General features: G+C 62.4%; 26 protein-coding genes. 15 read left to right on the top strand and 11 right to left on the bottom strand.

The features are described from left to right. The first annotated feature begins 2 nt into the window (after positions 1 to 2). Entirely contained in the window at positions 3 to 299 is a 297-nt protein-coding gene (locus tag ABNU55_RS04570) for a putative quinol monooxygenase (RefSeq protein WP_348764261.1), read from the top strand. Between the two features lie 14 nt (positions 300 to 313). Then, on the top strand, positions 314 to 1,369 hold the full coding sequence (gene leuB / locus ABNU55_RS04565) for a 3-isopropylmalate dehydrogenase (RefSeq protein ID WP_348764242.1): 1,056 nt from the start codon (positions 314 to 316) through the stop codon (positions 1,367 to 1,369). Here the strand turns inward: leuB and ABNU55_RS04560 are convergent. After that, positions 1,366 to 1,725, bottom strand: coding sequence for a nuclear transport factor 2 family protein (locus tag ABNU55_RS04560; protein ID WP_290749515.1), 360 nt, complete (start codon positions 1,723 to 1,725; stop codon positions 1,366 to 1,368). The genes leuB and ABNU55_RS04560 overlap by 4 nt on opposite strands. A 209-nt stretch (positions 1,726 to 1,934) precedes the next feature. On the opposite strand from ABNU55_RS04560, the gene ABNU55_RS04555 reads away from it, so the two are divergent. Continuing rightward, the gene (locus tag ABNU55_RS04555) at positions 1,935 to 2,954 is read left to right on the top strand and encodes an aspartate-semialdehyde dehydrogenase (protein ID WP_290749512.1); all 1,020 of its coding nucleotides are present in this window, start codon (positions 1,935 to 1,937) and stop codon (positions 2,952 to 2,954) included. Between the two features lie 152 nt (positions 2,955 to 3,106). Continuing rightward, the gene (gene rarD, locus ABNU55_RS04550) at positions 3,107 to 4,018 is read left to right on the top strand and encodes an EamA family transporter RarD (RefSeq protein ID WP_290749509.1); all 912 of its coding nucleotides are present in this window, start codon (positions 3,107 to 3,109) and stop codon (positions 4,016 to 4,018) included. A gap of 113 nt (positions 4,019 to 4,131) precedes the next feature. On the opposite strand, the gene ABNU55_RS04545 is transcribed toward rarD, so the two are convergent. After that, entirely contained in the window at positions 4,132 to 4,743 is a 612-nt protein-coding gene (locus tag ABNU55_RS04545) for a LysE family translocator (RefSeq protein WP_290749507.1), read from the bottom strand. A gap of 105 nt (positions 4,744 to 4,848) precedes the next feature. After that, the gene (locus tag ABNU55_RS04540; RefSeq protein ID WP_290749504.1) at positions 4,849 to 5,967 is read right to left on the bottom strand and encodes a serine hydrolase domain-containing protein; all 1,119 of its coding nucleotides are present in this window, start codon (positions 5,965 to 5,967) and stop codon (positions 4,849 to 4,851) included. An 89-nt stretch (positions 5,968 to 6,056) separates the two neighbouring features. Between ABNU55_RS04540 and ABNU55_RS04535 the strand changes: the two genes are divergently transcribed. The 10 genes from ABNU55_RS04535 (at position 6,057) to ABNU55_RS04490 (ending at position 14,056) form a co-directional block, all read left to right on the top strand. Then, on the top strand, positions 6,057 to 6,560 hold the full coding sequence (locus tag ABNU55_RS04535) for a DUF302 domain-containing protein (RefSeq protein ID WP_290749502.1): 504 nt from the start codon (positions 6,057 to 6,059) through the stop codon (positions 6,558 to 6,560). 128 nt (positions 6,561 to 6,688) lie between these two features. After that, complete coding sequence (locus ABNU55_RS04530; RefSeq protein ID WP_290749499.1) at positions 6,689 to 7,573, top strand: CoA ester lyase; 885 nt, start codon at positions 6,689 to 6,691, stop codon at positions 7,571 to 7,573. Between the two features lie 53 nt (positions 7,574 to 7,626). Further along, on the top strand, positions 7,627 to 7,974 hold the full coding sequence (locus ABNU55_RS04525; protein WP_290749496.1) for an arsenate reductase family protein: 348 nt from the start codon (positions 7,627 to 7,629) through the stop codon (positions 7,972 to 7,974). 64 nt (positions 7,975 to 8,038) lie between these two features. Then, positions 8,039 to 8,248 carry a hypothetical protein gene (locus ABNU55_RS04520; protein WP_290749493.1) on the top strand — a complete coding sequence of 70 codons (210 nt, stop codon included), beginning with the start codon at positions 8,039 to 8,041 and terminating at the stop codon, positions 8,246 to 8,248. A gap of 90 nt (positions 8,249 to 8,338) precedes the next feature. Next, positions 8,339 to 9,373: a MaoC family dehydratase gene (locus tag ABNU55_RS04515; protein ID WP_290760118.1), complete on the top strand. Its 1,035-nt coding sequence runs from the start codon at positions 8,339 to 8,341 to the stop codon at positions 9,371 to 9,373. A gap of 58 nt (positions 9,374 to 9,431) precedes the next feature. Then, positions 9,432 to 9,854 (top strand): hypothetical protein, encoded by a 423-nt coding sequence (locus ABNU55_RS04510; protein WP_290752031.1) that lies wholly within the window; start codon positions 9,432 to 9,434, stop codon positions 9,852 to 9,854. A 51-nt stretch (positions 9,855 to 9,905) separates the two neighbouring features. Next, positions 9,906 to 10,715: a diaminopimelate epimerase gene (gene dapF / locus ABNU55_RS04505; RefSeq protein ID WP_290752033.1), complete on the top strand. Its 810-nt coding sequence runs from the start codon at positions 9,906 to 9,908 to the stop codon at positions 10,713 to 10,715. An 88-nt stretch (positions 10,716 to 10,803) separates the two neighbouring features. Beyond that, complete coding sequence (mtaB, locus tag ABNU55_RS04500; RefSeq protein ID WP_290752037.1) at positions 10,804 to 12,084, top strand: tRNA (N(6)-L-threonylcarbamoyladenosine(37)-C(2))-methylthiotransferase MtaB; 1,281 nt, start codon at positions 10,804 to 10,806, stop codon at positions 12,082 to 12,084. Next, positions 12,081 to 13,424, top strand: a complete 1,344-nt coding sequence (ftsY, locus tag ABNU55_RS04495; protein WP_290752040.1) for a signal recognition particle-docking protein FtsY — start codon at positions 12,081 to 12,083, stop codon at positions 13,422 to 13,424. Before mtaB ends, ftsY begins: the two co-directional genes overlap by 4 nt. Then, positions 13,421 to 14,056, top strand: coding sequence for a 5-formyltetrahydrofolate cyclo-ligase (locus ABNU55_RS04490; RefSeq protein WP_290752042.1), 636 nt, complete (start codon positions 13,421 to 13,423; stop codon positions 14,054 to 14,056). The genes ftsY and ABNU55_RS04490 overlap by 4 nt, the downstream gene beginning before the upstream one ends. Here ABNU55_RS04490 and ABNU55_RS04485 read toward each other — a convergent pair. The 4 genes from ABNU55_RS04485 to argH are packed head-to-tail and all read right to left on the bottom strand — an operon-like array spanning position 14,053 to position 19,659. After that, positions 14,053 to 16,716 (bottom strand): DUF4175 family protein, encoded by a 2,664-nt coding sequence (locus ABNU55_RS04485; RefSeq protein ID WP_290752045.1) that lies wholly within the window; start codon positions 16,714 to 16,716, stop codon positions 14,053 to 14,055. The two genes, ABNU55_RS04490 and ABNU55_RS04485, sit on opposite strands and share 4 nt — an antisense overlap. Next, positions 16,704 to 17,966 (bottom strand): diaminopimelate decarboxylase, encoded by a 1,263-nt coding sequence (gene lysA / locus ABNU55_RS04480; protein ID WP_348764241.1) that lies wholly within the window; start codon positions 17,964 to 17,966, stop codon positions 16,704 to 16,706. The genes ABNU55_RS04485 and lysA overlap by 13 nt, the downstream gene beginning before the upstream one ends. Positions 17,967 to 17,971: 5 nt before the next feature. Further along, positions 17,972 to 18,247, bottom strand: coding sequence for a lipoprotein (locus ABNU55_RS04475; RefSeq protein WP_290752051.1), 276 nt, complete (start codon positions 18,245 to 18,247; stop codon positions 17,972 to 17,974). After that, the gene (argH, locus tag ABNU55_RS04470) at positions 18,244 to 19,659 is read right to left on the bottom strand and encodes an argininosuccinate lyase (protein WP_290752053.1); all 1,416 of its coding nucleotides are present in this window, start codon (positions 19,657 to 19,659) and stop codon (positions 18,244 to 18,246) included. The genes ABNU55_RS04475 and argH overlap by 4 nt, the downstream gene beginning before the upstream one ends. A 34-nt stretch (positions 19,660 to 19,693) precedes the next feature. Between argH and ABNU55_RS04465 the strand changes: the two genes are divergently transcribed. Beyond that, positions 19,694 to 20,284 carry a TlpA disulfide reductase family protein gene (locus ABNU55_RS04465; RefSeq protein ID WP_290752055.1) on the top strand — a complete coding sequence of 197 codons (591 nt, stop codon included), beginning with the start codon at positions 19,694 to 19,696 and terminating at the stop codon, positions 20,282 to 20,284. On the opposite strand, the gene ABNU55_RS04460 is transcribed toward ABNU55_RS04465, so the two are convergent. The 4 genes from ABNU55_RS04460 to ABNU55_RS04445 form a co-directional block, all read right to left on the bottom strand. Continuing rightward, complete coding sequence (locus ABNU55_RS04460; RefSeq protein ID WP_290752058.1) at positions 20,281 to 21,357, bottom strand: esterase-like activity of phytase family protein; 1,077 nt, start codon at positions 21,355 to 21,357, stop codon at positions 20,281 to 20,283. The two genes, ABNU55_RS04465 and ABNU55_RS04460, sit on opposite strands and share 4 nt — an antisense overlap. 11 nt (positions 21,358 to 21,368) lie before the next feature. Continuing rightward, entirely contained in the window at positions 21,369 to 23,372 is a 2,004-nt protein-coding gene (gene cobT / locus ABNU55_RS04455; RefSeq protein ID WP_290752060.1) for a cobaltochelatase subunit CobT, read from the bottom strand. 59 nt (positions 23,373 to 23,431) lie between these two features. Further along, complete coding sequence (gene cobS / locus ABNU55_RS04450; RefSeq protein WP_290752063.1) at positions 23,432 to 24,415, bottom strand: cobaltochelatase subunit CobS; 984 nt, start codon at positions 24,413 to 24,415, stop codon at positions 23,432 to 23,434. Positions 24,416 to 24,505: 90 nt separating this feature from the next. Then, positions 24,506 to 26,191, bottom strand: coding sequence for an amidohydrolase (locus ABNU55_RS04445; RefSeq protein WP_290752065.1), 1,686 nt, complete (start codon positions 26,189 to 26,191; stop codon positions 24,506 to 24,508). Between the last annotated feature and the right edge of the window lie 20 nt (positions 26,192 to 26,211).

The raw sequence follows: 26,211 nt of genomic DNA, 5'->3' as shown, positions 1-26,211 counted from the left end.
GCATGATTGTTATTGAGGGCACAGTACGGATCAATCCAGACCGTCTTGAAGCCGCGAGACCTGCAATGCAGAAAGTGGTGCTCGCCAGCAGAGCCGAGCCCGGCTGCATCGACTACGCCTATGCTGCTGACTTGATCGAACCCGACCTAATTCGTGTGAGTGAGCGCTGGCAGGACAGAGACAGCCTCAAGGCGCACTTTCAAACGCTCCATATGGCCGAATGGCGATCTACATGGCCGTCCCTGAATATCCACGCCCGCTCACTCCGGCTCTACGAAGCCGACCCGGAAGACATTTAACCAAGACGAGATCCATGAAACAGACCCTGCTTCTTTTGCCCGGCGATGGCATTGGCCCGGAAGTCACCGCCGAAGCCCTGCGCATCTGCCAACTCGTCGCCCCGGATATTGCGATTGAAGACGCCCTTGTCGGCGGCGCCTCGATTGATCGTCATGGCGTTCCCCTGACAGATGAGACCCTTGCCCGCGCCGGGGAAGTCGACGCAATCCTCCTTGGTGCGGTTGGTGGACCCAAATGGAAGGATGTCTCCCGTGACAAGCGGCCCGAAGCCGGTCTGCTCGGGCTGCGCAAGGGCCTCGACGTCTTTGCCAACCTCCGCCCGGCCTATTGTTTTGGGGCCCTCGTCGATGCGTCCAGCCTCAAGCGCGACCGCGTCGAAGGCCTCGACATCATGATTGTGCGTGAGCTTACATCCGGCGTCTATTTCGGCGAACCGCGCGGCATCGACACCGATGAAAATGGTGTGCGGCGCGGTTATGACATGTCGATCTACACCGCCCCGGAAGTCGAACGCGTGACCCGCGTCGCACTGGAGATCGCCCGTGGACGCTCCGGCCGGGTGTGTTCGGTCGAGAAATCCAATGTCATGGAAAGCGGCCAGTTCTGGCGCGAGGAAGTGACCACGGTCCATAAAACGTATGGTGAGGGGGTCGAACTCTCCCACATGCTGGCCGATGCCTGCGCCATGGAGCTGGTACGCGACCCGAAACAGTTCGACGTGATCCTGGCTGACAACCTTTTCGGCGACCTCCTGTCCGATGCCGCCGCCATGCTGACAGGCTCCATCGGCATGCTGCCCTCGGCCAGCCTCGGCACGGAAGGCACACCTGGCCTCTTCGAACCCGTCCACGGCTCCGCGCCCGACATTGCCGGCCAGGGCATCGCAAACCCCTGCGCGGCGATCCTGTCGCTGGAAATGGCCCTTCGCTGGTCGCTCGCCCGCCCGGATGCGGCAGACCGCGTCATGGGCGCGGTTGCCAAGGCGCTCGATGCAGGTGCACGGACCAAGGATCTCGGCGGCTCGCTCTCGACGGCAGAGATGGCCGACGCCATCATCGACTGCCTCTAGCTATAGTCGGCGACCCGGCTCATCAGCTGGCCGCGAAATTCGAAAAAGCTCGCCCCGCGGATCTTGATCGTCTCGCCCGCCTTGCGTCCATTCGGCAGATCCACGGCGGCCTTGCCTTCGAACTCGATCTCGGCGGCCGCCTTGCCCTGTCCGATCACCAGGCTGACAAGTTTCTGCCGGCGATAGGAGAAGGCGTGGCCTGACAGCTCGGCCACTTCGCGCATCTTGTCGCGGCCTTCAAACGTCATGGTCTGCCCGTGATTGGAGATGTTCTCGAAGACGACATCCTCGGTCACACAGTCCAGCATGCCCTCAATGTCACGGGAATTATAGCTCTTGATATATCTGGTGATCATGTCCTCGATCACGGGTGCCACCTCGCTCGGTCAAAAGTGATTGCAGTTCCCACCCTGAATCCGCCCCAGTCCTGCATTACATGCCAGTCAAATCAAGGCGGGCGGGGCGCACTTTCACCGGAAACATGCGAACAGCCCGCTCGTCGACCATAAGATTGGACGAACGCCCGCTTGGCGTTAAATGAGCGGGCATCGCGAAAGGAAAGAATATGGCTATCAAAGTCGCAATTGTTGGCGCCACCGGGAATGTGGGCCGCGAACTTCTCAACATCATGGACGAGCGCGATTTCCCCGCCGCTGAAGTCTATGCCCTCGCCTCGCGCCGTTCCAAGGGCCGCGAAGTCAGCTTTGGCGACAAGACGCTGAAATGCGAAGTGCTCGATGATTTCGACTTCTCCAAGGTCGACGTCGTCCTCATGTCAGCTGGCGGCACGCTGTCGAAGCAGTGGGCTGAGAAGATCGGCAAGCAAGGCGCTATCGTCATCGACAATTCCTCGGCCTGGCGCATGGACCCGGACGTCCCGCTCGTCGTGCCGGAAGTGAACGGCGAAGACGTGCTCGGCTATGACAAGAAGATGATCATCGCCAATCCGAACTGCTCGACGGCCCAGCTCGTCATGGCGCTGAAGCCGCTGCACGATGCGGCAAAGATCAAGCGCTGCGTCGTCTCGACCTATCAGTCGGTCTCCGGCTCGGGCAAGGCCGGCATGGATGAGCTCTGGAACCAGACCAAGGGCATCTTCGTCAACGATGCGCCAGAGCCTGAAGAATATCCGCGCCAGATCGCGTTCAACGCGATCCCGATGATCGGCTCCTTCCGTGAGGACGGCTTCACCGACGAGGAAGCCAAGATGTGGAATGAAACCCACAAGATGATCGACCCGAACATCAAGCTCACCGTCACCTGTGTGCGCGTGCCAGTCTTTGTCGGCCATTCGGAAAGCGTGAACATCGAGTTTGAAAACCCGATCACCCCGGAAGAGGCCCGCGAGGCGCTTCGCAATTTCGAGGGCGTCCAGGTCATCGATAATCCGGAAGAAGACCAGTATATCACGCCGGTTGAGTGCAAGGGCGAATGGGACACCTTCGTCTCGCGCATCCGTGTCGACAACACGGTCGAGCATGGCCTGTCGCTCTGGGTTGTCGCTGACAATCTGCGCAAGGGCGCAGCGCTCAACACCGTCCAGATCGCCGAAGAGCTGATCAAGCGCGGCGTGCTGAAGGCGTAAACCAAAGGCATCTTCGCCAGACAGAACAAACGCCGCTCCGGTCCCGCCGGGGCGGCGTTTTTTGATGCGCGTATGAGAGCATTGCTGAACTGTCCTGTGACGGAACAAGATTCAGGTGGCGAGACGGCGCGATCCGCATTAGGTGCCCGCCCATGTCTTCAGAACTTCGCCTTGGCCTGCTCAGCGGTTTCGGGGCCTACCTCCTCTGGGGTGGGCTGCCTCTCTATTTCCGGCTTCTGGATCATATCGGCCCGGTCGAGATGCTGGCGCACCGCATTCTCTGGGGCCTGCCGACGGCACTCCTCTTCATCACCGCAGCAAGGCGATGGAAGGATCTGCGCGCCGCGCTGACGCCCCGCCGGCTAGGCTATCTTTCCATTTCGTCCGCCCTCATCGCCACCAACTGGCTGGTCTATATCTGGGCCGTCTCGGCCGAGCGGGTAACTGAGGCGAGCCTCGGCTATTTCATCAATCCGCTGGTGAGCGTGCTGATTGGCATGGTCTTCTTTTCAGAGACGCTGCGCCGCGCGCAATGGATCGCTATCGCCATTGCCGCCTGCGGCGTCGGCGTCCTGACATGGGAGCTTGGCCGCCTGCCCTGGGTCTCGCTCGTCCTCTGTTTCAGCTTTGCGACCTATGGGGCGGTGCGCAAGACGATCAATGTCGACAGCCGTATCGGCTTCGCCGTCGAAACCGCGCTTCTCTTTCCGGTGGCCCTTGTCTGGCTCTCCTGGTTCCAGCAGACCGATGGTGGCGGCTGGCTCGGTGATGGAATCTGGCTGGACTGGCTCCTTCCGCTGGCAGGCCCGATCACGGCCGTGCCGCTCATCCTGTTCGCGCTCGCCGCCAAACGGCTGAAACTCGCCACGATCGGCATGATGCAATATCTGACGCCGACGCTTCAATTCCTGATCGCCGTGCTCATCTTCCGCGAACCCTTCGGGCCCGTCGATGCGGTCGCCTTCGGCCTCATCTGGACGGCCCTCGCCGTCTTCACCATCGACAGCCTGATGGGCGAGCGAAAGGCGCGGCGTCTCGCCCGCGCGGCGCCGGTTGCAGAGTGACAGAAAAAACCGGCCGCTCAAACTGAGCAGCCGGCCAAGGTCGATGCATGTGAAGCTGGATGGAGGCCCACTTCAACTGGCCTGCAGCAAGAGCCATACCAGCCCCTGAGACCTTAAGTGCTCAGCGCCATCCAGACCGCAATCGCGACCAGCGCCAGCGCGAAACCGCCGCGCACCCAGGCTGACTGGCGATAGCGCGCGATCTCACGCCCAAGGCGCGCCCCCGCCAGGACCAGGCCGCTGTGCACGATGACGGAGACCAGAATGTGCAGGCTCCCCAGAAACAGGATCTGACCTGCCGTGGGGGCCTCACTGCCCCGGCCCGCAAACTGGGTCACGACCGCGATATAGAAGACAAGCGCCTTGGGATTGAGGAGATTGGCGATGACGCCGCGCCGGAAGCCCTCCAGCGCTTTCGCCGCCGAGGGTGAGGCCTCGCCTGTTTCGCGCCAGGCTTCGAGCGCGAGATAGAGCATGAAGGCAATCCCGGCCCAGCGCAGGGCGTGATAGACCAGCGGGCTTCCTTCGATGAAGGCCGAAAAGCCGGTCGCGGCAAGTCCAAGCTGTATCCCAAGTCCAATTGTGATACCCAGAACGGCCATGAAGCCGACCCGGCGGCCCTGCTGGGCGGCGAGCGCGGTCAGCCAGCCCATATTCGGGCCGGGGGTCAGCTCGACCAGCGCCATTGCCCCTATAAAGGCGAGCCAGTTCATGTCGCTCAGCATCACTCTTCCCTCAGCCGGGCGGCGTTACACCGCAGAAACACTGCCCGAACACCACCCATGCACCATGGGTGCACCATGGATTCTGCGGGAAAGTCCGAAACTTTCCTACAGGCAGCCATAGAGCGCATCCACCAGGCGCCGGGCGCGCGGATCGCCTTGCAGATAGCTCGACTGCTTGTTCATCACATAGGCGGCCGACAGGTGCCGGTCGGGGTCACCAAGCGCCAGCGACCCGCCCCAGCCGGAATGCGCCAGCGTCTCTGCATTGGGCCCATAGATGCCAAGATTGTTGCGCATCACCCCCGCGGCGAACTCTGTCACGAAGGGCAGGACGAGGTCGTCACCGATGACGCGCCGGCGCGTCACCTCCCGGAAAGACGTCTCCGGAATCAGTGACTTACCATCCAGCTTCCCACCATTGGCGTAGAGACCATAGAGCTGCGCGACCGACTTCGCCGTGCCATGCCCATTGGCAGACGGAATCTCGATACGCCGCCATTCCCCGCCGCCGCGATTGGGCGAGGCCCATTTGGTCAGAAAGGCTGTCTTCTTGTAATCATTGAGCTCGCCCAGCTGGGGCAGTTCTTTCGGGCGCTGGATCTCTGCGACCCGGCCATGCTCGCTGTCGGGCAGCCCGATATGGAAATCGACACCTGCCGGTCCGCAGAAGTCCTCTCTCAATATGGTACCAAGTGTACGGCCCGTGATGCGCTTGACGATCTCTCCTGCCAGATAACCCCATGTGGTCGGGTGATAGCCATGCGCTGTCCCCGGCTCCCAAAGCGGTTCAAGCTCGGCCAGAGCCGCCGCGAGCCCGTCAGGATCGAGCCAGAGACCGGGGTCGATGGGTTCGGGAAAGCCGACAAGACCGGCCTGATGGGAGAGAAGCTCGCCAATCGTGACCTCGGCTTTTCCAGCAGCCCCGAATTCCGGCCAGACCTCAGCCACCTTTGTCTCATAGCCCTCATTGAGGCTGTCGATGACCGACGCGATGACCAGCGCCGAAACGCCCTTCGTCGTGGAATAGACAGGGACGAGCGTCTCCTCATCCCAGTGTTTCTCGCGCTGACGGTCGGCAAAGCCGCCCTGAATGTCGACAATCACCTCGCCGTCGAGGATCGCCGAAAAGCCGGCGCCCAGCTCCTCTCCGGCCTCGAAAGTCTCGGCGAAGACGTCCCGCACCGGTTCGAACCCGCTTGCCACATGGCCCCTGATCTCACTCATCGCCTGCTCCTTGCCGCCTGAACTGAAAGGCTGAACGTAAGACCAATCTTACGCGTTGCGAGACTTGGGATAACAATCGAGGAGCCAATATGAAACAGACACTTCTGGCCGCCGCCGCCATCGCAACGCTTGCCATCGGGGCTTGCGAGACCAGTGAGCCCCGCCAGCCGGCCGCCATCAATCCGCAACTGGCAAACCAGCCCGCCGCCCAGGGCCTTGTCGCCGAAGACAGTACCCATGACTTTGCCACCACCGTCTCCCGGCTGGAGGCCGCGCTTGAAGCCCGCCCCCTCACCGTCTTCGCGACCGTCGACCATGCCGCCGGCGCCCGCGATGCGGGGCTGGAGCTTGCACCATCGACGCTGTTCATCTTTGGCAACCCTGAGGCCGGTACCCCGCTCATGCAGGCTAACCCCGCACTTGGCCTTGAATTACCAATGAAAATACTGGTGGTGCAGACCGGCAATGGCGTTCAGATCCTGCGCCAGAACATAAGCGCGGTGGCGCGTCAGTACGGTGTGGCTCCACAGGATGTGAACGCTGGCAGCCTTGAGGCGACCCTGGCCGCCATTGTCGGCGAAGCTGCGGGCTAAGCACAATCATGGGGGGAAGCTTGAAACCGCAATTGTAATCTCTCCAGGCGGCGGGAGCAGTTCCGGTTGTCATGTCGATGATGCAGCCTGTAAAAGGCTGCCGAATGATAACAAACGGAGCAACATACATGTCCAGCGCCAACCGTCCCCGCCGCTCCTGCCTGTACATGCCGGGCGCGAATGCCCGCGCGCTTGAGAAGGCCAAGTCACTGGCGGCCGACGTCGTCATTCTCGACCTGGAGGATGCCGTGGCGCCGGACGCCAAACTGGAAGCGCGAAAGACGGTCTGCGAGGCGGTGAAAGCCGGTGGTTACGGCCCGCGCGAAGTCGTCATCCGGATCAACGGGCTCGACACCGAATGGGGTCTTGATGACCTCAAGGCCGCAGTAGAGGCCGGCCCGGACGCCATTCTCGCGCCGAAAGTCATTGATGGCAGCGATGTGGACCGCCTGGACGATGCCCTGACGCGCGCTGGCGCCCCCAGGGATCTCGGCCTCTGGGTCATGATCGAGATGCCGAAGGCGCTTCTCAACATTCAGGATATTGCTGAAGCGGCTGGCCGTACGCGCCTCAACGCCTTCGTCATGGGCACCAATGACATCGCCAAGGAGCTGCGCGCGACCAATGATCCGGCCCGTACAGCCTTCCAGACCTTCCTGGGGCTCACCCTCGCTGCGGCCCGGGCCTATGACATCATCGCCATCGACGGCGTGTATAATGACATCTCGAACGCCGAAGGCCTTGAAGCTGAAGTGCGTCAGGGCCGTCTTCTAGGCTTTGATGGCAAGACGCTGATCCACCCAAGCCAGATCGACATCACGAACGAGATCTTCGCGCCCGCCGAGGCCGATGTGGCGCAGGCCAAGGACGTCATCGACGCCTTTGCGGACCCGGCCAACAAGGGAAAGGGTGTCCTCAAGGTTAATGGCAAGATGACCGAGCTGCTGCATCTCGAAGAAGCCAGGCGTATCGTCGCGGTTAATGAGGCGATCAAGGCGATGGAGAGCGCTTGACCTCCGTCTGGCGCGTCCCAGATCAGCGCTGATCACACAGACGAGAGATAGTCATGACCTATACCCTCATTCATAATCCCGGCTGCGGCTCCTCCAAGAAGGGGCTGGCCCTGCTTCAGGAAAACGGCATCGAGCCTGAGGTCCGCAAATACATGAATGCGGGTGAGCGTCTTTCGGTCGAGGAGCTGAAAGACATCGCGAAGAAAATGGGCGGTGTCTCCCCGCGTGAGTTCCTGCGCGACAAGGATGCGCAGAAATTCGACATTCCGCCGACCCTGGACGACGAAAAGCTGTTCGAGGCGATGGCAGAGAACCCGAAACTCATCCAGCGCCCGATCGGGATAAATGGCGACAAGGCTGTGCTGGGCCGCCCCAATGAGAAGCTTCTCGAAATTACCTGACTGGGTGAAATTTCATCTATTCTGAGAGCGTGATCTTCAATCGGGCGCGGTATTAACCACGCTCATGACCCTGCTCGTCCTGATCGCGCTCGCGCTTCTCCTCCTCGCCGGAGCCCTGTTCTTCGGGCCCTATTTTATTGCCTATGGCCCCGATGGCTTCCGCGACATCGTCCGGCGCGGCGACGCCCGGATGATCGGCCTGTTCCTCGTTGCGGCGTTTATTCTCGCCATTCTCCTGCCAGGCGGGGATGTGGCCTTGATTTCAAGCCTCTAGACGGTGCAACTGGTCCCGCATGAATTGACGGGGCCAGCTAAAGCGCAGGATCAGGCGCTTATCGGCCCTCGCGAAAGCTCGGAGGGCAACATGACCAAATCGAATCCAGGCCATTATTTCGAAGACTTCAAGCCGGGCATGGAGCTTGTCCACGCCACCCCGCTGACGGTCTCTACAGGCGATATCTCCCTTTACCGCGCCCTGACGGGCAGCCGCCACGCGCTCTATTCGGCTGAGACCTTCGCCACCGCCAATGGGTTCGACGCCCTGCCCATCGATCCGCTGCTGGCCTTCCATGTCGTCTTCGGCAAGACGGTGCCGGATATCTCCCTGAATGCTGTCGCCAATCTCGGCTATGCCGATGGCAAATTCCTGAAGACCGTCTATCCCGGCGATACGCTGACCGCGATTTCAGACGTGATCGGGGTCAAGGAGAACTCTAACGGCAAGACCGGCGTTGTCTGGGTCAGAACGCGCGGGGAAAACCAGCGCGGCGAGACTGTGCTTTCCTATGTGCGCTGGGTCATGGTCCACAAGAAGGACCCATCCAGTCCTGCACCAGATTTTACCGCTCCGGACCTGCCCGACGCAGTTTCGCCAGACGATCTCGTCGCGCCAGATTACAAGGACTGGAACAGTGCGCTTGCCGGATCCAGCTGGCGCTATGACGACTATGAAATTGGCGAGAAGATCGACCATGTCGACGGCATGACGGTGGAGGAAGCCGAGCACCAGACCGCAACGCGCCTCTATCAGAATACCGCAAAGGTCCATTTCGACGCCCATGCGCAGGCCGGCAGCCGGTTCGGCAAACGTCTCATCTATGGCGGCGTCGTGATCTCTATCGCGCGCGCCCTGTCCTTCAATGGGCTGGAAAGCGCCGCGCAGATGCTGGCCATCAATGCCGGCACGCATGCAGGCCCCCTCTTTGCCGGCGACACGGTCTATGCCTGGTCGGAAGTCCTGGACAAGGCAGAACTGTCTGACGGGACCGGCGCCCTGCGCCTGCGCCTTGTCGCGGCGAAGAACCACCCCTGCAGCGACTTTCCGCTCAAGGGGGAGGATGGCAAATATCACGCCGATGTCCTTCTCGACTTTGATTACTGGGCCGCGATCCCCAGATAGCCGGTCATGACGCACATCCACCGCACGCCCCTTTCTGCCAGACCGGCCGGCGCCTGATATGGGCGGCGTTCCTGGCTTTGATGGCGTGGCCTATGTGGCGACCGCGATTGCGATCCTGCTCTCGGCTCTGGCGAGCCTGCTCAGCACGATGACCCGCAAGCAGCAGGTCGAGGGCGGCGCCGTCGATGCGGCCCTGCTTTGCGAGCTGACCGGCATTCAGGATCCACGCATCCTGCAGGACGTCTTCGGGCCGCCGACCATGAACCGGCTCTGGCAGGGAATCACCCTTAAACAGATCGAGAAAGAGCGGCGCTTTCCCGGCTATCTCATAAGTGATGACCGCGTCGACTGGGCCTGTATGGGCGTGGTTTTCCTGTCTTTCTTCTGGCAGCACGCCCTGATGGACGGCCTCGTCATTACCGCTGCCCTGGCCCAGATCTCCGGCTGGGTCCTCGCCTATCAGTTGCCGCGGCAGGTCTAGCGCCAAATCTGGCGCTTCCTCTGTAGCCCTATCGCGCCTACATAGGCCGCCATGAAAGTCTGGAAGATGAATGGTGCCGGCAATGCGTTCGCGGTCTTTGACGCGCGCGAAGAAGCCTTTGCGCCCGATGCGGAGAAAATCCGCAGCATTGCCGCCGAGATGAAGGCCGATCAGGTCATGTCGATAGAGCGTGACCCCTCAAGCGATGCCTTCCTGCGCATCTGGAATTCTTCCGGCGAGGAGGTTGGCGCCTGCGGGAATGGGACACGCGCCGTCGCACACCTCCTGCTGGAGGAGGCAGAAGCAGACAGCGTCTCCATCAGGACGTCCGCCGACCTTCTGAAGGGCGCACGCGCCGAGGGCGGCCTCGTAACCGTGGATATGGGCCAGCCTCGTATGGGCTGGAAAGAGATTCCGCTTGCCGAGAAGATGGATGTCCGCGGCGTCGATGTGCGCATCGGGCCGATGGATAATCCCTATCTTTCAAAGCCTGCTGTGGTCTCCATGGGCAACCCTCATGCGGTGTTCTTCGTCGACGATGTCGATGCCTATAACATTCCGCAAATCGGGCCGCTGGTCGAATGGCACCCCTTGTTTCCGGAAGGCACCAATGTCGGCTTTGCACAGGTGATTGACCGCGAAACCATCCGCCTGCGCGTCTGGGAACGCGGCGCAGGCCTCACCAAGGCTTGCGGGACGGGCGCCTGCGCGGCGCTGGTCTGCGCGGCGCGGGCCGGAAAGACAGAGCGGACGGCGAAACTCATCCTTGATGGCGGCGATCTCATCATCGAGTGGCGGCAAAGCGATAATCACGTCATGATGACCGGACCGGTCGAGGTCGAAATGAGCTTCGACCTTTAGCGGTTACGCGCGCCCGTCCTGCCCGCGAAACCTTGATTTCAGAGGCGTTCGGCGCGATGTGGCGGGGTTCTGGACAGGCATTCTGGCAATGACGGCGATTAAAGACCCACAATCGAAAGCCCGGGTAATCACGCTCGGCTGCCGCCTCAACTCCTATGAGAGTGAGGTGATGCGCGGGCATGCCGATGCTGCAGGTCTGGAAGACGCGATCATCGTCAACACGTGCGCGGTGACATCCGAGGCTGTCCGAAGCGCCCGCCAGACCATCCGCCGCGCCAGGAAAGACAATCCGGATGCCCGCATCCTGGTGACGGGCTGCGCCGCGCAGATCAATCCAGATGAATTCGCCGCCATGCCGGAAGTCGATCGCGTGATCGGCAATCATGAAAAGATGCAGGCCGGAACATGGACCTCACCGGCGCTGAATGAGGGTCGCGAGAAAATCCTCGTCAATGACATCATGTCGGTGAAGGAAACGGCCGCCCATCTCATCGACGGGATGGAGGGCAGGGCGCGCGCCTATGTCCAGGTCCAGAATGGCTGCGACCATCGCTGTACCTTCTGCATCATTCCCTATGGCCGCGGCAATTCCCGCTCGGTCCCGGCCGGCGATGTCGTGCAGATGGTCCGGCGCCTGGTTGAGACCGGCCATTATGAAGTCGTCCTGACCGGCGTCGACCTGACCAGCTGGGGCGCCGACCTGCCCGGCCAGCCGCAGCTTGGCAATCTGGTCCAGCGCATTCTGAAACTGGTGCCGGAACTGCAGCAGCTGCGCATTTCCTCCATCGATGCCATCGAGATGGATGACGCGCTATTCGACGCCATTGGTGATCCGCGTCTTGCGCCCTTCATGCACCTCTCGCTTCAGCATGGCGACAATCTGATGCTGAAGCGGATGAAGCGGCGCCACTCACGTGAAGAGGCGATCGAGCTCTCTGACAAGCTGCGCGCCATTCGACCGGATATCGCCCTGGGCGCAGACATTATCGCGGGGTTTCCAACAGAGACCGAGAGCGCGTTCGAGAATTCGGTCCGTCTGGTCGAGGACTGTAACCTCGCTTTCCTTCACGTCTTTCCCTACAGCCCGCGCCCCGGCACGCCGGCCGCGCGCATGCCGCAGCTGGAAAAGTCCCTGATCAAAGAGCGTGCCGCGCGCCTGCGCGAGGTTGGCGAGCGCGCGCTCGCCCGTCACCTCGACACCCATGTCGGCGCCGTGCGGGATGTTCTTGTCGAGCAGGAAACTGACGGGCGACTTTCCGATTTCTCGCGCGTTGCCCTGAGGGGGTTTGCCGCGCTTGAGGCTGGACGCCCCGTGCCCGCGCGGATAGTCGCTCAGGACGGACAGAAACTGATTGCGGAGCCTGTATGATCCTCTGGTTCGGAAAGAAAAAGAAAAAAGAAGAGCTTGAGGACGCTGGCGCGCAGATGCGCGAGCCGGAGCTTTCGGCAGAAGAGATCGCCGAAAAGGAAGCCGCCGAAAAGGCCGAGGCGGACCGTAAAGCCGCCGAGGAAGCTGCCGAAGCCGAGCGCAAAGCCGCAGAGCAGGCCAAGATCGATGCCGCTATCGCCGAGGCAAACAAGGCCTGGGAAGAGCGCCAGAAGCGCGAAGCGGCGGAGGCCGAAGACGAAGCGGCCCGCCAGAAGGCTGAAAACGAACTCAAGATCCTGGAGGAACGCCGCCGCGCGGAAGCGGCCCGAGAGGAAGCGCGCCGCAAGGAAGAAGAGCGACAGGCCGCCATCGCACGCGGCGAACCTGACCCTTATGCCGAAATCCGCGACCCCGGCTTCTTCGACAGGCTGTCGGGCGGGCTCTCCAAATCCTCCTCCAAGCTCGGCACCAGCCTGACCGGTATGTTCGGCGGGCGTAAGCTCGATGATGACGCGCTGGAAGATCTGGAAGACCTGCTGATCATGTCCGACATGGGCGCCAAGGTCTCATCGAAGATCACGTCAAACCTCGCAAAGACGCGGTTCGACAAGGATATCAGCGACGATGAAATCCGCGTCGCGCTGGCCTCAGAGATCGAAGCGATCATGAAACCGCGTGAACAGGTCGTCGACTTTTCGGACGGGCCGCGTCCACGCGTTGTCCTGTTCGTTGGCGTCAACGGCTCTGGCAAGACAACGACAATCGGCAAGATTGCCTCGAAACTGAAAGAGCAGGGGGCAAAGGCGCTCCTTGTGGCGGGAGATACATTCCGCGCCGCCGCCATCGAGCAGCTGACCGTCTGGGGGGAGCGGGCCGGTATTCCGGTTCTCTCCAAACCAACGGGCGCAGATGCGGCCGGGCTTGTCTACGAGGCTATCGAGAAGGCCAAGCAGGAAGACCTCGATCTTGTTCTGGTCGATACGGCCGGCCGGCTTCAGAACAAAGCCGAGCTCATGTCGGAGCTTGCAAAGATTGTCCGCGTAACCCGCAAGCTCGACCCCGACGCCCCGCATGACGTGATCCTCGTTCTCGATGCCACGGTTGGCCAGAATGCGCTGAGCCAGGTTGAGGCTTTCCGCCATACGGCCGAGGTCTCCGGCATTGTGATGACAAAGCTGGATGGCACGGCCAAGGGCGGCGTGCTCGTCGCCGTGGCCGAAGCGCATGCCCTGCCGATCCATTTTGTCGGCGTGGGCGAGAAAGCAGAAGACCTTCAGCCCTTCAGCGCGAAGGCCTATGCCAGGGCTCTGGTCGGCCTCACAGAAGAGGAAGCGGTTTGAGCGCCGAGGAGAAATCTGCCCTTCGCAAGGAGCTGAAAACCCTGCGCGAGGAAGCCCATGCGCGCGATCCGGATGCGGGCGAGACGCTTGCGGCGAAGTTTCCGCTGAAACTTCTGGAGCGCTACGGCCCCGTCGTCGCCGGCTATATGCCCATCGGCAGCGAGATCGACCCGCAGCCGCTCATGGCGCGTCTGGAAGGCGAGGGGGCGCAATTGGCTCTGCCCCGCCTTGAAACGAAGGAAACGATGACCTTCCGGGCCTGGAAAACCGGGGACGCTCTGGAGAAAGGCCCGATGGGCCTGCAGCAGCCGATGGACGACGCGGAGATTGTCACCCCGACGCTGATCCTGATGCCGCTTCTCGCCTTCGACAATCTCGGCGTCCGCCTCGGCTATGGACAAGGCCATTATGACAAGACGATTGCGCGCCTTCGCGATGAGGGCCGCGTCTTTGCCTGCGGTCTCGCCTTTCATGCGCAGATGATGGATGAGCTCCCGTCAGAACCGCATGACCAGCCGCTCGACTGGGCCGTCACTGAGCGCGGCTCCGTGCCCATCTTCATGATGCGCGCCTTCCGGGAAAATGCCGAAGAGGACAGTGATACCGGGGGAGACGGCCCGGGCGCCGCCTAGAAACGGTCGAGCAGGCGTTCGAGATAGTTGCGCTCTTCCTCGTCAGCCGGGTCGCCATAGCGCCGGCGAAGTTCTTCCAGAATGTCCTTGGCGCGCTGGCGTTCGGCCTCGTCGGGAATATTGACGTCCTGATTATCCGAAACGCCGCCCATGGGCCGGCCAAACGGATCGACCTGATTTGACGGGTCGCCATATTGATCGCCAAGCCGCTGGCGGCGCAGCTCGTCGAGCTCACCGGCAAGGTCCTGGGCAAGGTCGCGGAGCTGATCGGTCGCGTCCTGCTGATTGCGCTGGGCACGCAGGCCATTGCCATCCTCCAGCGCTTCGGCGGCCCGCCGCTGCGCGCGCTCAATGGTTTTCAGCGTGTCTTCGTCCATCCCTGACCCGCCTTCGCCGTCCTCATTTGAACCGGCGCCCCTGCGGGCAAGCTCATCGACCAGGTCGCCAAGCCGCCTCTGGCGCTCTGCCAGGGAAGGTCCGCTGCCGTCTTGCTCACCTTCTTCACCCGGACGCTGGCCGGGCTGGCGACCCTCCTCATCACCTGGCTGTTCGCCGGGTTGCTGTCCTTGCTGGCCACCCGGTTGCTCACCCTGTTGTGGCCCTCTTCGCTCACCGCGTTGCTCGGCCATCGTGTCGTCATTGAGTTCGCGCTGTTCGCGCAGAAGGTCTGAGAGCTCACGCAGCGTATCGGACAGCTCGCGCTCTCCTTCAGGCAGGTCTTCGTCATTCTCGCCCTCACCCTGACCCGGCATGCCGGGCAGGCCATCGCCGGACCCGTTGCCCTGCTGGAACTGCAGATTCTCCAGCATGTTCGTGATGTCGGAGAGAAGCTGCCGCGCCTGGTCGCTGGCGCCGGTTTCAGTCAGGTCCGACAGGGCGTCCAGCATGCCGGCAAAGTCGGATCCGCCCATCATGGACCCCTCGCCGCCACCTTGCGCACTGTCGGTATCGTTCGGCGGCGCTTCGAGACCATTTGCCATCGCTTCGGCCATGCGCGCGGCGAGATAGTTCTTTGCCGCCTGCTGGAAGGCTTCCAGCCGGCGGCGGATCTCTGCCTCGGACGCCCCATCGCGCAGAGCCTCCTCCAGCGCTTTCTTGGCCGCCTGCAGCGCACGCAGGGCGTCCGCAGCGCTGCCATATTCGACGCGCATCGCCAGCGACCAGAGAAGCGGGTCCGTCTCATCGGCTTCATCGGTTGAGCTCGCCGCCTGCAGCATTGAGCCCGCATGGCTCAGCCCGAGATAGACGCTTACATCCTCGAAGTAATGTTCCGGCTTGTAGGTGACCGCCTCAATCATGCGGGAGGCGCGCTGAATGCCGTCCGGGGCGCGCGAAATGCGCTGTGTGGCGGCCGCGAAGAGCTCGCCGGCCTCCAGAGCTTCAGCATTGGGGTTTTCCGCAGCCTCATACTCGCCATCCTCACGCAGCACGGTCACGCGGATATCCTGGATCGCCCTCGCCAGCGGCTGCAGCAGCAATTTCTCCGGCAGCACGAAAACCGCAGGCTCGCTATAACCCACCTGACCGGCACCGTCCGTGACGCGCAGGCGCGCGCTCAGCTCCAGACCGGCCCAGCGATGGCGGGTCAGGTCGATGGAGGTCACTTCCTGTGAGTCGCGCGGCGCCACGCCGGGCAGTTGCAGGTCAACAATGTCGGGGGGGCTATCAGGCCCGCGATCGGTCCGCTGCAGGACGAGCTGAAGGCTTTCCACGCCATAGTCGTCGCTCAGCTTCCATTCGAACTCTGTCCGGTCCGTGGGCGTCATCTCGGGTGTGGAGACCCATTCAGCCTCTGGCGGTGTATCGGGAGAAGCCTGCACCGGCCAGCTCGCCCGCTCGCTCCACCAGGTGACGCGAATGTCGCTGTCTGCGGTAATCGTCCCCGTTGCTTCGAAGGCGTCCTCGGGCGTCTTGCTGAAGCGGATCTTTTGCCTGGCATCTGCGGTCTCGATAACCAGCTTCGGGGCCGATGGCGCCTGCGCCCGCACGGTGATCTGCGACCCGGCGGGCACGCGCACGGGCCCTTGTCCGGCCGAGAGGAAGACGGGCGGCTTGCCCGTATGCTCAGGCGGTGTGATCCACGCCTCGATGCGGATGGTCTCGGCACCAAACAGGCTGCCAATATCGGGGCCAAACGCACGCGACAGGCGCTCGCCCGCGCTGGAGGCCGCCAGAAGCGCGGCTCCGGCGAGCAGAAGCGGCAGAAGATAGCGCAGATAGAAAGGGTCGGTCTTTTTCCAGCGGCTGGCAAAATCGGGCACATTGAGACGGCGCGCCGCGTCAGTTAGCTCGGCTTCATGCGCGCGCCAGAGCGCGGCTCCGGTCGCGTCGGGCCGTGACGGGCGGTCGGAAAGCGTGGACAGGGGGCGAAGTTCGGACTGGCGGTCGAGCAGGCGGATCGCGTCGGGACGCGTTGGCGGTCTGAAACGCGCCGCCCCCAAGGCAGCGAGCGGCAAGAGCCCCGCAAGGAAGAGAATGAGCGCCACCGAAGCGACTTTCTCACTGGCCGCGTCAATCAGGCCGGTGAGCGCCATGATGAGAAAAACAGACACGAAAACAGCGAGCGGCCAGAAGGAGCGGGCCGCACCTAGCCGCCAGAGCGCCGCCTTTGTGCGGGCAATCCTGGGCTCCAGTCCGGGAATCCGTTTCAGCTCAGCCAATCGGGGATGCTCTCCAATGCGATCATCTCTTCGAAGTCCGGGCGCCTGCGGATAACGGCATATCTGTCACCGTCGACCAGCACTTCCGGAACAAGAGGTCTCGCATTGTATTGCGACGAAAGCACGGCGCCATAGGCGCCCGCTGACATTATCGCGAGCCGGTCGCCGCCTTCAATGGGGGGCATGTCCCGCTCTGCAGCGAACTTGTCAGTCGACTCGCAGATCGGCCCGACAATGTCATACCGCATCTTGTCGCCGGCCGGACGCTCGCGAAGCGGCAGGATATCGTGATGCGCCTGATAGAGGGCGGGCCGCATGAGGTCATTCATCCCCGCATCGACCATCAGGAAATTCCGCGCCGGCCCAGGCTTCACGAACAGGGCTTCCGTGACCAGCACACCGGCATTGCCCGCAATGACGCGGCCCGGCTCGAGTATGACTTCAAGACCCAGACCCTCGGTGACTTCACGGATCATATTGGCATAGTCAGAGGGCGGCGGAGGGTTGTCCGTGGATTTATAGGGAATGGCGAGGCCGCCGCCCAGGTCCACACGCTGGATGTCATGACCTTCCTGACGAAGCTCCCGCACAAGCCCCATCACCTTCTCGAACGCCGCGCGCATCGGTGTAATATCATCGATCTGCGAGCCGATATGGACATCGACGCCAACCGCTTCGATCCCGTCGATCTCGGCAATCTGGGCATAGGCCTTGCGCGCTTCATTCCATGGCACGCCGAACTTGTCGCCGGACTTGCCGGTCGAGATGTTGGGATGGCCGCCGGCCGCCACATCCGGATTGACGCGGACCGCCACCTTTGCCGTCTTGCCCGTGCTCGCGGCAACCTCTGCCAGCACGGCCAGTTCTGCCGCGCTTTCGATATTGAACTGGTGGATGCCTTCCTCCAGCGCGAGGCGCATTTCCGCGCGCGTCTTTCCGACGCCGGAAAAGACGATGCGGGAGGCCGGGATGCCCGCCCGCCGGGCCCGCATCAGCTCGCCGCCGCTGACCACGTCTGCCCCGCAGCCCTCCTCAGCGAGCGTCCGCAGCACACCGAGATTGCCATTCGCCTTGACCGAATAGGCGATAAGACAGCTCATTCCATCAAACGCGCCAGCGATCACCCGCGCATGGCGGCGCAGCGTGGCCGAGGAATAGACATAGACGGGCGTTCCCACCTCATCAGCGATGGTATCAAGCGCCACATCCTCACAATGGAGGCGGCCATTCCGGTAATCGAAGTGATGCACTGGGCTTATTCCGGCGACACGTCGCCCATACCGGACTCATCGATATCCGCCTCTGGGTCCGATTTCGGGATCTCGCCGCCAAGGTCGTTATAATAGGCTTCGTCGGCCGAACGCGCAGGCGGGCCATCGACCTCCACGGCGGTGTCCACCGGCGTGCGGGCGGCCTCATCGGGCGCCGAAGAGAAGATTGGCGGCGGGCGGTCCAGATCGCCGCGAACACCACAGCCGGCAAGGCCGAATGTTGCGGCGCCGAGAAGGACGATAGCACTCAGTCGTTTCATGATGTCGCGGCCTCCAGGCCCAGGCGTTTGGTCCAAAGTTCGATCTGCTCTTTCACGCGTTTGGGCGCCGTCCCGCCATAGCTTTCCCGGCTCGCAGCAGACGCCTCGACGCTTAGCACGGAAAAGACAGCCTCTGTAAGGCGGGGCTCGACCTCCTGCATGGAATTTAATGAAAGCGCCTCAAGGCCAACGCCGTCTGCCTCCGCCATGGCCACAATGCGCCCCGTGACATGGTGCGCCTCACGGAAAGGGAGCTTCAGCTCACGCACCAGCCAGTCGGCAAGGTCGGTTGCGGTGGAATACCCCTTCGCTGCGGCGGCCCGCATATTGGCGGCATCAAAACTGATCGTATCGATCATGCCGGTCATGGCCTTGGCGCAGAGGCCGAACGTGTCGAACGCCTCGAAGGTAAGGCGCTTGTCATCCTGAAGGTCCTTGGCATAAGCGAGTGGCAGGGCCTTTACCGCGCCCTGGAGGCTCGCAAACTGACCTGCGATAAGGGCCGCCTTGGCGCGGATAAGCTCTGCCGCATCCGGATTACGCTTCTGCGGCATGATGGAGGAACCGGTCGACCACGCGTCAGAGAGGCGGGCAAAGCCGAACTGCGCGCTGGTCCACAGCACGATTTCCTCAGCAAGACGCGACAAGTGGGTCGCCGCAATGGAAAGCGCGGCCAGCGCCTCCAGTGCGAAATCGCGGGCAGAGACGGCATCAAGCGAGTTTGCCATAGGACGGTCAAAGCCGAGCGCTTCGGCTGTCATGTCGCGGTCGATGGGGAAGCCGGTGCCCGCGAGCGCCGCTGCGCCCAGCGGCGATTCATTAAGCCGCGCGGCAGCCCCCATAAGACGCGCCTTGTCGCGCTCTGCCATCTCGACATAGGCCAGCAGATGATGTCCGAGCGTCACCGGCTGGGCTGTCTGCAGGTGCGTGAAGCCGGGCATGACCGTCTCGGCGTGCTCACTCGCCCGGCCGATAAGCAAATGCTGAAGACCGGTCAGCGCCCGCGCTGCCTCACTCAAGGCCCCGCGCGTCCAGAGGCGGAAGTCTGTTACCACCTGATCATTGCGCGAGCGGGCCGTATGCAGCCGGCCGGCCGGCGCGCCGATAAGCTCCTTCAGGCGCGCCTCGATATTCATGTGAATGTCTTCAAGTTCGACGCGGTAAGGGAAAGTCCCGGCCTTCACCTCTTCCAGAACCTGGTCGAGGCCGGACTGGATCGCCTCATTGTCCTCTGGCTCGATTATGCCTGTTTCGGCCAGCATGTCCGCATGCGCGCGACTGCCGGCAATGTCCTGCAGCGCCATGCGCCGGTCGACGTCAATCGACGCGTTGATCGATTGCATGATGTCGGAGGGTTGCGCGGCAAAGCGTCCTCCCCACATCTGCTGGCCTTTTGAGGGCTTATCTACCATTGTCCTGCATCCTGGAAAGTGAGAGGGCTTGCATATGTCCCGCCTGGTGAAATTTGGTATCCCGGCACTTCTGGTCATAGGGCTTGTGACGGTCGCTTTCGCATGGCTTCAGGCAACTTCCAAGGGCGGAAGTAAGGATGCCATCGCGGAACTTGCGACGGGATCGATTGCCGCACTCGATGTCACGCAGCGCGGAGACCCCACATCGAGCGCCAGTTTCGACGGACCAGACGGCAGTCCGGTCACCCTGAAGGACTTTGAAGGCCGCATCACGCTCGTCAATTTCTGGGCCACCTGGTGCGGGCCATGCGAGCGCGAGATGCCCTCTCTGGCCGCGCTGCAGAAACTGAAGGGCGATGAGGACTTTCAGGTTATCGCCATCAGCGTCGACGCCGAGGAAGACCGCGACTATGCACGCGAACGCCTGCAGGAGCTGACGGGCGGCGTGCTTGATTTTTATTTCGCCCCGCCGGATCGCTGGGACATTGTCTATGACAGCGGAGCGCGGGGCTTTCCCACCACGGTCATCTATGACGAGACGGGCGCTGAAATCGCGCGCCTTTCTGGCGAGGCTGACTGGGAATCCTATGAAGCCGCTGCCCTGATCGACGCCATCAAGGACTAGCTGAGCCCCTCTGTCTCGAAAACGTAGAGAAGTGTGCGCTGGTTATCGCTGAAATTGTTGTCCGACAGGATGAAAATCCGGTGTTCGCCCGTCTCCAGCGGCCAGACCGCAACTGCCTCGAAATTATCAAGCGTGAGCGGCGCGCGCATGAAAGCCAGAGTGCGGCTTTCGCCACCTTCCCTCACACGGATGGCGATGGTGTTTTGCCGGGTCAGCGGGTTATAGGCGCGGTGCAGCGTATAGAGTCGGCCCTCTGCTTCATCGGCACCGACCAGCGGTGTGCCCTCTGCATTGACCCAGTCGTTCGCGGAAAACGAAACACCCCCATCTTCGGTGACGCGGCCAAGAGGGCCTTGACCGCCAACAAGTGTCTCAAGACCGACAAGCAGGCTGTCATCCACCATGGCCAGGGCCTCTGCGCCTGAATTTTGGCTGATGCCCCGGTCGAGCCCTGCTGGGCGCGGGTCCATACTGGCGATGCGGACCGCGCGCGCATTGCCGCCGCAGCGTTCGTAGCCATAGGCCTCTATACGGTGATTGCGCTCGAAGCTGACAAAGGCGATGCCATCGCGCAGCTGCAGGCCTTCAGCATCGCCCTCGGCCTTTCCGGTCAGCATGTCACCATCCTGATCCTTCAGATAGGTGAGCGTGGCCTGGGTCTGCGGCTCAAGCGCGGCCTGGTCAAAGGGAAGATGGACCAGCGCGCCCGCGTCAGAAACGGCCAGAAGGTCGCCGCCGGGCAGGATATCGAGGCCGGAAAGCCCTCCAAAAGACGCAAGCGACGTATCGAGCGACCATCCGCCACGGAAAATGAGCCCGTCCAGGGCTTTCGCCTTGTCGGCGGCCTTGCCCAGATCGACAGGCTGGACATTGAGGAGAACGGACATCGCAAAGCCAGCCGGTTCGCTACCGGGGCAGGACTGGTCTGCAATCTCGCGCGCCTTCTCTGGCGTGTAGACCCATGGCGCCGCCTCTGGGGCCGGGGGCCCACTGGGTGAGCCGGCCGTACAGGCGCCAAGCAGGATGCCGACAAGAAGACCCGATAACAGGCGAGAGCGGGGCATCCGTCTCATGGCTTTCTCTCTCAGCTCTTTGAGGCCTTGCTGGCTATATCCTGCAAGGACGTCCGTTTTACGTCACGCGAGCCATAGCGCGGCCCGCCGCGGGCCGTTTCGGAGACACCGCTCAGCGAAGACCGCCCGCCGCTCCCGCCACGCGGCGTCTGCACGGCCATGGCTTTCTGGTCGGGCAGATTGCCTTCCTCATCGAAGAGGCTGGCAAGCTGTTCGGTGATGGCGCCGCCGAGCTGTTCGGCATCGACGAGCGTCACGGCGCGGCGATAATAGCGGGTCACGTCATGGCCGATGCCGATGGCAATCAGTTCGACAGGGCTGCGGCTTTCGATCTCGGAAATGACCTGGCGCAAATGGCGCTCAAGATAATTGCCGACATTCACGCTGAGCGTCGAATCGTCGACCGGCGCCCCATCGGAAATCACCATCATGATCTTGCGCTGTTCGGGCCGGCCGAGCAGGCGTTCATGCGCCCAGAGCAGGGCCTCGCCATCGATATTCTCTTTCAGCAGGCCCTCACGCATCATCAGGCCGAGATTGCGCCGCGCCCGGCGCCAGGGCGCATCGGCCGACTTGTAGACGATGTGACGAAGGTCGTTGAGACGGCCAGGCCCGGCCGGCTTGTTCGCCTTGACCCAGTCCTCACGCGCAAGCCCGCCTTTCCACGCCTTGGTGGTAAAGCCGAGGATCTCAACTTTCACGCCGCAGCGCTCCAGCGTGCGCGCCAGAATGTCGGCGCAGAGGGCCGCGATCATGATCGGGCGCCCGCGCATGGAGCCGGAATTGTCCAGCAGCAGCGTCACCACCGTGTCGCGGAACTCGGAGTCTTCTTCCTGCTTGAAGGAAAGCGGCGCCGTCGGGTCCGTGATGACACGGGTGAGGCGCGCGGTATCCAGCACACCTTCCTCAAGATCGAAGGACCAGGAGCGGTTCTGTTGCGCCATGAGGCGGCGCTGGAGCCGGTTGGCCAGCTTGGACACCGCACCCTGAAGCGACTGAAGCTGGTGATCGAGATAGGCCCGCAGCCGCGTCAGCTCTTCAGCATCACAGAGGTCGGCCGCATTGGCGATCTCGTCATGGGCGGTTGTGAAGACGCGATAGGTGAAATCCTTGCGCTCATCCCCGTCGCGATAGTTCGGACGCAGCGGCTTGGAACCATCCTCGCTGTCCTCATAATCGTCTTCACCCTCAGCCTCTGACTCAGCGTCGACGGAGACATTGGTCTCTTCCCCCTCGACATCGTCGCTCTCGCCGGCCTCCATCTCCTCGGTAGAGGAACCGTCCGTGTCATCGCCGCTGTCGGGCTCGTCGCTGGAGCTCTCCTGCTGCTCGGATTCCTCTTCGGTCTCGGATTCGGTGTCGTCTTCCTGCTCGTCGCCGGCCTCATCGCCTTCGGTCAAATCCTTGATGAGGCGCTGGACGGTCTTGGCGAAGGCACGCTGGTCATTGAGCTGGCTGAGCAGGTCTTCCAGGGCGTCGCCGCCGCGTTCGGTCACTTCCTCACGCCAGATCGAGGCAATGCCTTCAGCTTCCGGCGGCAGCGGGCGGCCCGTCAGCTTCTCACGCAGCAGGAACTCGATCGCCGGCGCAATCGGCGCATCGGTCCGGTCCTGCATGCGGGTATATCCGGCCTTCTCGCAGCGCGCGGCCAGCGCCGCATCGAGATTGGCGGCCGTGCCGTTCATCGCATTGGCGCCTATGGACTCGATGCGCGCACGCTCGGCGGCCTCATAGACCTGTCGGGCCATCTCGCCGCTCGGACGGTCTGCAAGGTGGGCCGCTTCATCATGGTGGGCCATGCGCAGCGACAGGGCATCTGCCTCCCCGCGCGCCCGCGCGGCCTGCTGCGGGGAAAGCTCCCGCGGCGGCGACTGCAGCATGAGGCGCCTGTCGTCAGCGCGGCCCGCTTCGGACACGAACGAGGTTTCGACGTCCCGCGTCTGGCTCATCGCCTTGGCGGTGGCCGCAAGCGCCTGCTTGAAGAGTTCGTAAGGCGTATCGTCCTTGTTTGCCATGAGTCTTACCTAGCGCCGGATTTCGCAGATGCGATGAAGAATGCAGGCTGGCCCAGCGATCAGGCCACCCGCACCATCAGGGCGCTTTCCGGCAGCTCCTCGCCAAAGCAGCGCTGATACATCTCGGCCACCAGCGGGCGTTCGAGTTCATCGCACTTGTTGAGGAAGGTCATCCGGAAAGAGTGCCCCAGATCGCCGAAGATCTTGTAGTTCTCCGCCCAGGTGATCACGGTCCGCGGGCTCATCACGGTAGAGATGTCGCCATTCATGAAGGCGTTCCGCGTGAGATCGGCCAGACGCACCATCTTGGACAGCAGCTCCTTGTCGAGGTCGGGCGCCTTGGTCGAGACGATCTCCACCTCGGCGTCATGCTCGAGATAGTTGAGCGTGGTGACAATGCTCCAGCGGTCCATCTGGCCCTGGTTGAGCTGCTGTGTGCCGTGATAGAGGCCGGTCGTATCGCCGAGGCCAACCGTGTTGGTCGTGGCGAAGAGGCGGAAATACGGGTTCGGCGAGATAACGCGATTCTGGTCCAGCAGGGTCAGGCGGCCGGAGGCCTCAAGCACGCGCTGGATCACGAACATCACATCGGGGCGGCCGGCATCGTATTCGTCAAAGGTGATCGCGACCGGGCGCTGCAGGGCCCATGGCAGGATGCCTTCGCGAAATTCGGTGACCTGGACGCCTTCCTTCAGGACGATGGCATCCTTGCCGACCATGTCGATCCGGCTGACATGGCTGTCGAGGTTGATACGGATCATCGGCCAGTTCAGGCGCGCGGCGACCTGTTCGATATGGGTCGATTTGCCGGTGCCGTGATAGCCCTGCACCATGACGCGGCGATTATGTTCAAAGCCGGCCAGGATCGCCATCGTGGTTTGCGGGTCGAACCGGTAGGACGGATCGATTTCGGGCACATATTCGGTCTTCGTCTCGAAGCCGTGAACGACCATGTCGGTGTCGATGCCGAAGACATCGCGGACGTTGATCTCCACGGTCGGCTCGAGCTCGGTCAGAACATCGGTATCGCTGGTCAGGCTCATAAAACTATCGTCCTCGAATTGGTCTCGCGGGTCTCAACAGGGGGTTCTAGCACGCGAATGACATGCGACTAGTGCGACGTGAGGTAAAGGTCACTCCGCCGCAGACCAGACGATTTCACCGTTGACGACTGTCATCACTGCATTTGCCTCCAGGATTTCGTCTTCAGGGACCGTCATCAGATCCCGGTCGAACACAGTGAAATCTGCAAGCTTGCCCGGCTCAATCGTTCCCAGATCATCCTCCATGAAGGCCGCATAGGCCGCTGAAGAGGTAAAGAGCGCCAGCGCATCCTGACGCGAGAGCGCCTGTTCTGGATGCCAGCCCTCACCGGAATTGCCTTCCAGATCCTCGCGCGCCACAGCAGCATAGAATTCGATCAGCGGGGAGCCGACCTCGACGGGCGCATCCGACCCGCCAGCTATCACCGCGCCGGCATCCAGCAGGTTCTGCCAGGCATACGCGCCGTCCAGGCGGTCGAAACCGAGCCGGGCAGGGGCGAATTTCAGGTCTCCAATGGCATGCGAGGGCTGCATGGAGGCAATCAGACCGAGCTCCGGGATACGGGCAATATCATCGGGGTGCAGGATCTGGGTGTGCTCGATGCGCCAGCGCCGGTCGGGGCTGATGTCCAGCTCCTCATAGACGTTCAGGATGCGGCGATTGGCAAGATCACCAATGGCGTGGATCGCGAGCTGAACGTCCTCTTCCTCAGCCTTCATCATGAGATTGTGCAGGCCCTCAGGCTCCAGAAGGGAGAGCCCGTTCGTATCCGGCCTGTCGGAATAAGGCTCTATCAGCAGAGCCCCGCGAGAGCCGAGTGCGCCGTCCATATAGAGCTTCACTGCCCGGTTCGAGATTGTATCGGTCTCGTACTCATGTCCGGCGGCGAGCGGAAAGCCGTCTTCCGACAGGGCATTATAAATTCGCACGGGCATCTCACCGGCCGCGTCCAGCTCCGCCATCAGCGGGGCATGCGCAGGCGGCACACTCATATTGTGAAGGCCCGTCCAGCCGCGCTCTGCATAGACGCGCGAACCCTCGACATAGGCGCGGCGGATTTCCTCCTCGCTTGGCTCGGCAACCAGGCCCCAGACGGGTGTCATCGCATTGTCGATGAGAATTCCCGTCGCCTTGCCATCGCTATCACGTTCGATCTTGCCGCCTTCCGGGTCAGGCGTCGTCTCATCGATGCCGGCGGCGTTGAGTGCAGCTGTGCTTGCCACAAGGGCGTGCCCGTCGGCCCGCATCAGGATAACCAGCCGGTCGCCCACCGCCGCATCGAGATCCGCGGCAGCCGGCATGCGGCCCTCCGGCCAGTCGGTCTCGATCCAGCCGCGCCCCACAATGATCGCCTCATCGCCAAGACCGCCGGCTTCCGCCTCTATCCGTGTCACCAGCTCTTCGAGCGAGGCGGTGTCAGCAAGATCGAGCGACAGCTCCCGCTGACCGATACCAAGAAGGTGAGCGTGGCTGTCTGTAAAGCCGGGATACATGAAATTATTGTCCAGCCAGACGAACTCAGCCCCCTCGATATCCACCTCTGCATCAAGATCGTCGATGGAGCCGGTCCAGACGATGCGGCCATCATCATCGACCGCCACTGTATCCACTGTCTCACCCTCGACACCCGTATAGATCGTGCCGCTTGCGAAAATGCGCGCCGCTACCGGCTGAACCGTTTCCGCAGACTCAGAGGGCCCCGCCGCTCGCGGCATGGAAGGCTGCGCACAGGCAGACAGGACAATGGCGGACAGAATGAAGGTGTTTCGCAACATGATGAGGGCTCCCCGGACTT

Origin of the sequence: uncultured Henriciella sp., assembly GCF_964005855.1 — a bacterium.
Taxonomy (GTDB): Bacteria; Pseudomonadota; Alphaproteobacteria; order Caulobacterales; family Hyphomonadaceae; genus Henriciella.
This window is presented reverse-complemented; position numbering and strand designations above follow the sequence as displayed.

Excerpts from the sequence above, each read along its gene's own strand:
- ABNU55_RS04570 (WP_348764261.1), top strand. The coding sequence starts at position 3 with ATGATTGTTATTGAGGGCACAGTACGGATCAATCCAGACCGTCTTGAA.
- leuB (WP_348764242.1), top strand. The coding sequence starts at position 314 with ATGAAACAGACCCTGCTTCTTTTGCCCGGCGATGGCATTGGCCCGGAA.
- ABNU55_RS04560 (WP_290749515.1), bottom strand. The coding sequence starts at position 1,725 with ATGATCACCAGATATATCAAGAGCTATAATTCCCGTGACATTGAGGGC.
- ABNU55_RS04555 (WP_290749512.1), top strand. The coding sequence starts at position 1,935 with ATGGCTATCAAAGTCGCAATTGTTGGCGCCACCGGGAATGTGGGCCGC.
- rarD (WP_290749509.1), top strand. The coding sequence starts at position 3,107 with ATGTCTTCAGAACTTCGCCTTGGCCTGCTCAGCGGTTTCGGGGCCTAC.
- ABNU55_RS04545 (WP_290749507.1), bottom strand. The coding sequence starts at position 4,743 with ATGCTGAGCGACATGAACTGGCTCGCCTTTATAGGGGCAATGGCGCTG.
- ABNU55_RS04540 (WP_290749504.1), bottom strand. The coding sequence starts at position 5,967 with ATGAGTGAGATCAGGGGCCATGTGGCAAGCGGGTTCGAACCGGTGCGG.
- ABNU55_RS04535 (WP_290749502.1), top strand. The coding sequence starts at position 6,057 with ATGAAACAGACACTTCTGGCCGCCGCCGCCATCGCAACGCTTGCCATC.
- ABNU55_RS04530 (WP_290749499.1), top strand. The coding sequence starts at position 6,689 with ATGTCCAGCGCCAACCGTCCCCGCCGCTCCTGCCTGTACATGCCGGGC.
- ABNU55_RS04525 (WP_290749496.1), top strand. The coding sequence starts at position 7,627 with ATGACCTATACCCTCATTCATAATCCCGGCTGCGGCTCCTCCAAGAAG.
- ABNU55_RS04520 (WP_290749493.1), top strand. The coding sequence starts at position 8,039 with ATGACCCTGCTCGTCCTGATCGCGCTCGCGCTTCTCCTCCTCGCCGGA.
- ABNU55_RS04515 (WP_290760118.1), top strand. The coding sequence starts at position 8,339 with ATGACCAAATCGAATCCAGGCCATTATTTCGAAGACTTCAAGCCGGGC.
- ABNU55_RS04510 (WP_290752031.1), top strand. The coding sequence starts at position 9,432 with ATGGGCGGCGTTCCTGGCTTTGATGGCGTGGCCTATGTGGCGACCGCG.
- dapF (WP_290752033.1), top strand. The coding sequence starts at position 9,906 with ATGAAAGTCTGGAAGATGAATGGTGCCGGCAATGCGTTCGCGGTCTTT.
- mtaB (WP_290752037.1), top strand. The coding sequence starts at position 10,804 with ATGACGGCGATTAAAGACCCACAATCGAAAGCCCGGGTAATCACGCTC.
- ftsY (WP_290752040.1), top strand. The coding sequence starts at position 12,081 with ATGATCCTCTGGTTCGGAAAGAAAAAGAAAAAAGAAGAGCTTGAGGAC.
- ABNU55_RS04475 (WP_290752051.1), bottom strand. The coding sequence starts at position 18,247 with ATGAAACGACTGAGTGCTATCGTCCTTCTCGGCGCCGCAACATTCGGC.
- argH (WP_290752053.1), bottom strand. The coding sequence starts at position 19,659 with ATGGTAGATAAGCCCTCAAAAGGCCAGCAGATGTGGGGAGGACGCTTT.
- ABNU55_RS04465 (WP_290752055.1), top strand. The coding sequence starts at position 19,694 with ATGTCCCGCCTGGTGAAATTTGGTATCCCGGCACTTCTGGTCATAGGG.
- ABNU55_RS04460 (WP_290752058.1), bottom strand. The coding sequence starts at position 21,357 with ATGAGACGGATGCCCCGCTCTCGCCTGTTATCGGGTCTTCTTGTCGGC.
- cobT (WP_290752060.1), bottom strand. The coding sequence starts at position 23,372 with ATGGCAAACAAGGACGATACGCCTTACGAACTCTTCAAGCAGGCGCTT.
- cobS (WP_290752063.1), bottom strand. The coding sequence starts at position 24,415 with ATGAGCCTGACCAGCGATACCGATGTTCTGACCGAGCTCGAGCCGACC.
- ABNU55_RS04445 (WP_290752065.1), bottom strand. The coding sequence starts at position 26,191 with ATGTTGCGAAACACCTTCATTCTGTCCGCCATTGTCCTGTCTGCCTGT.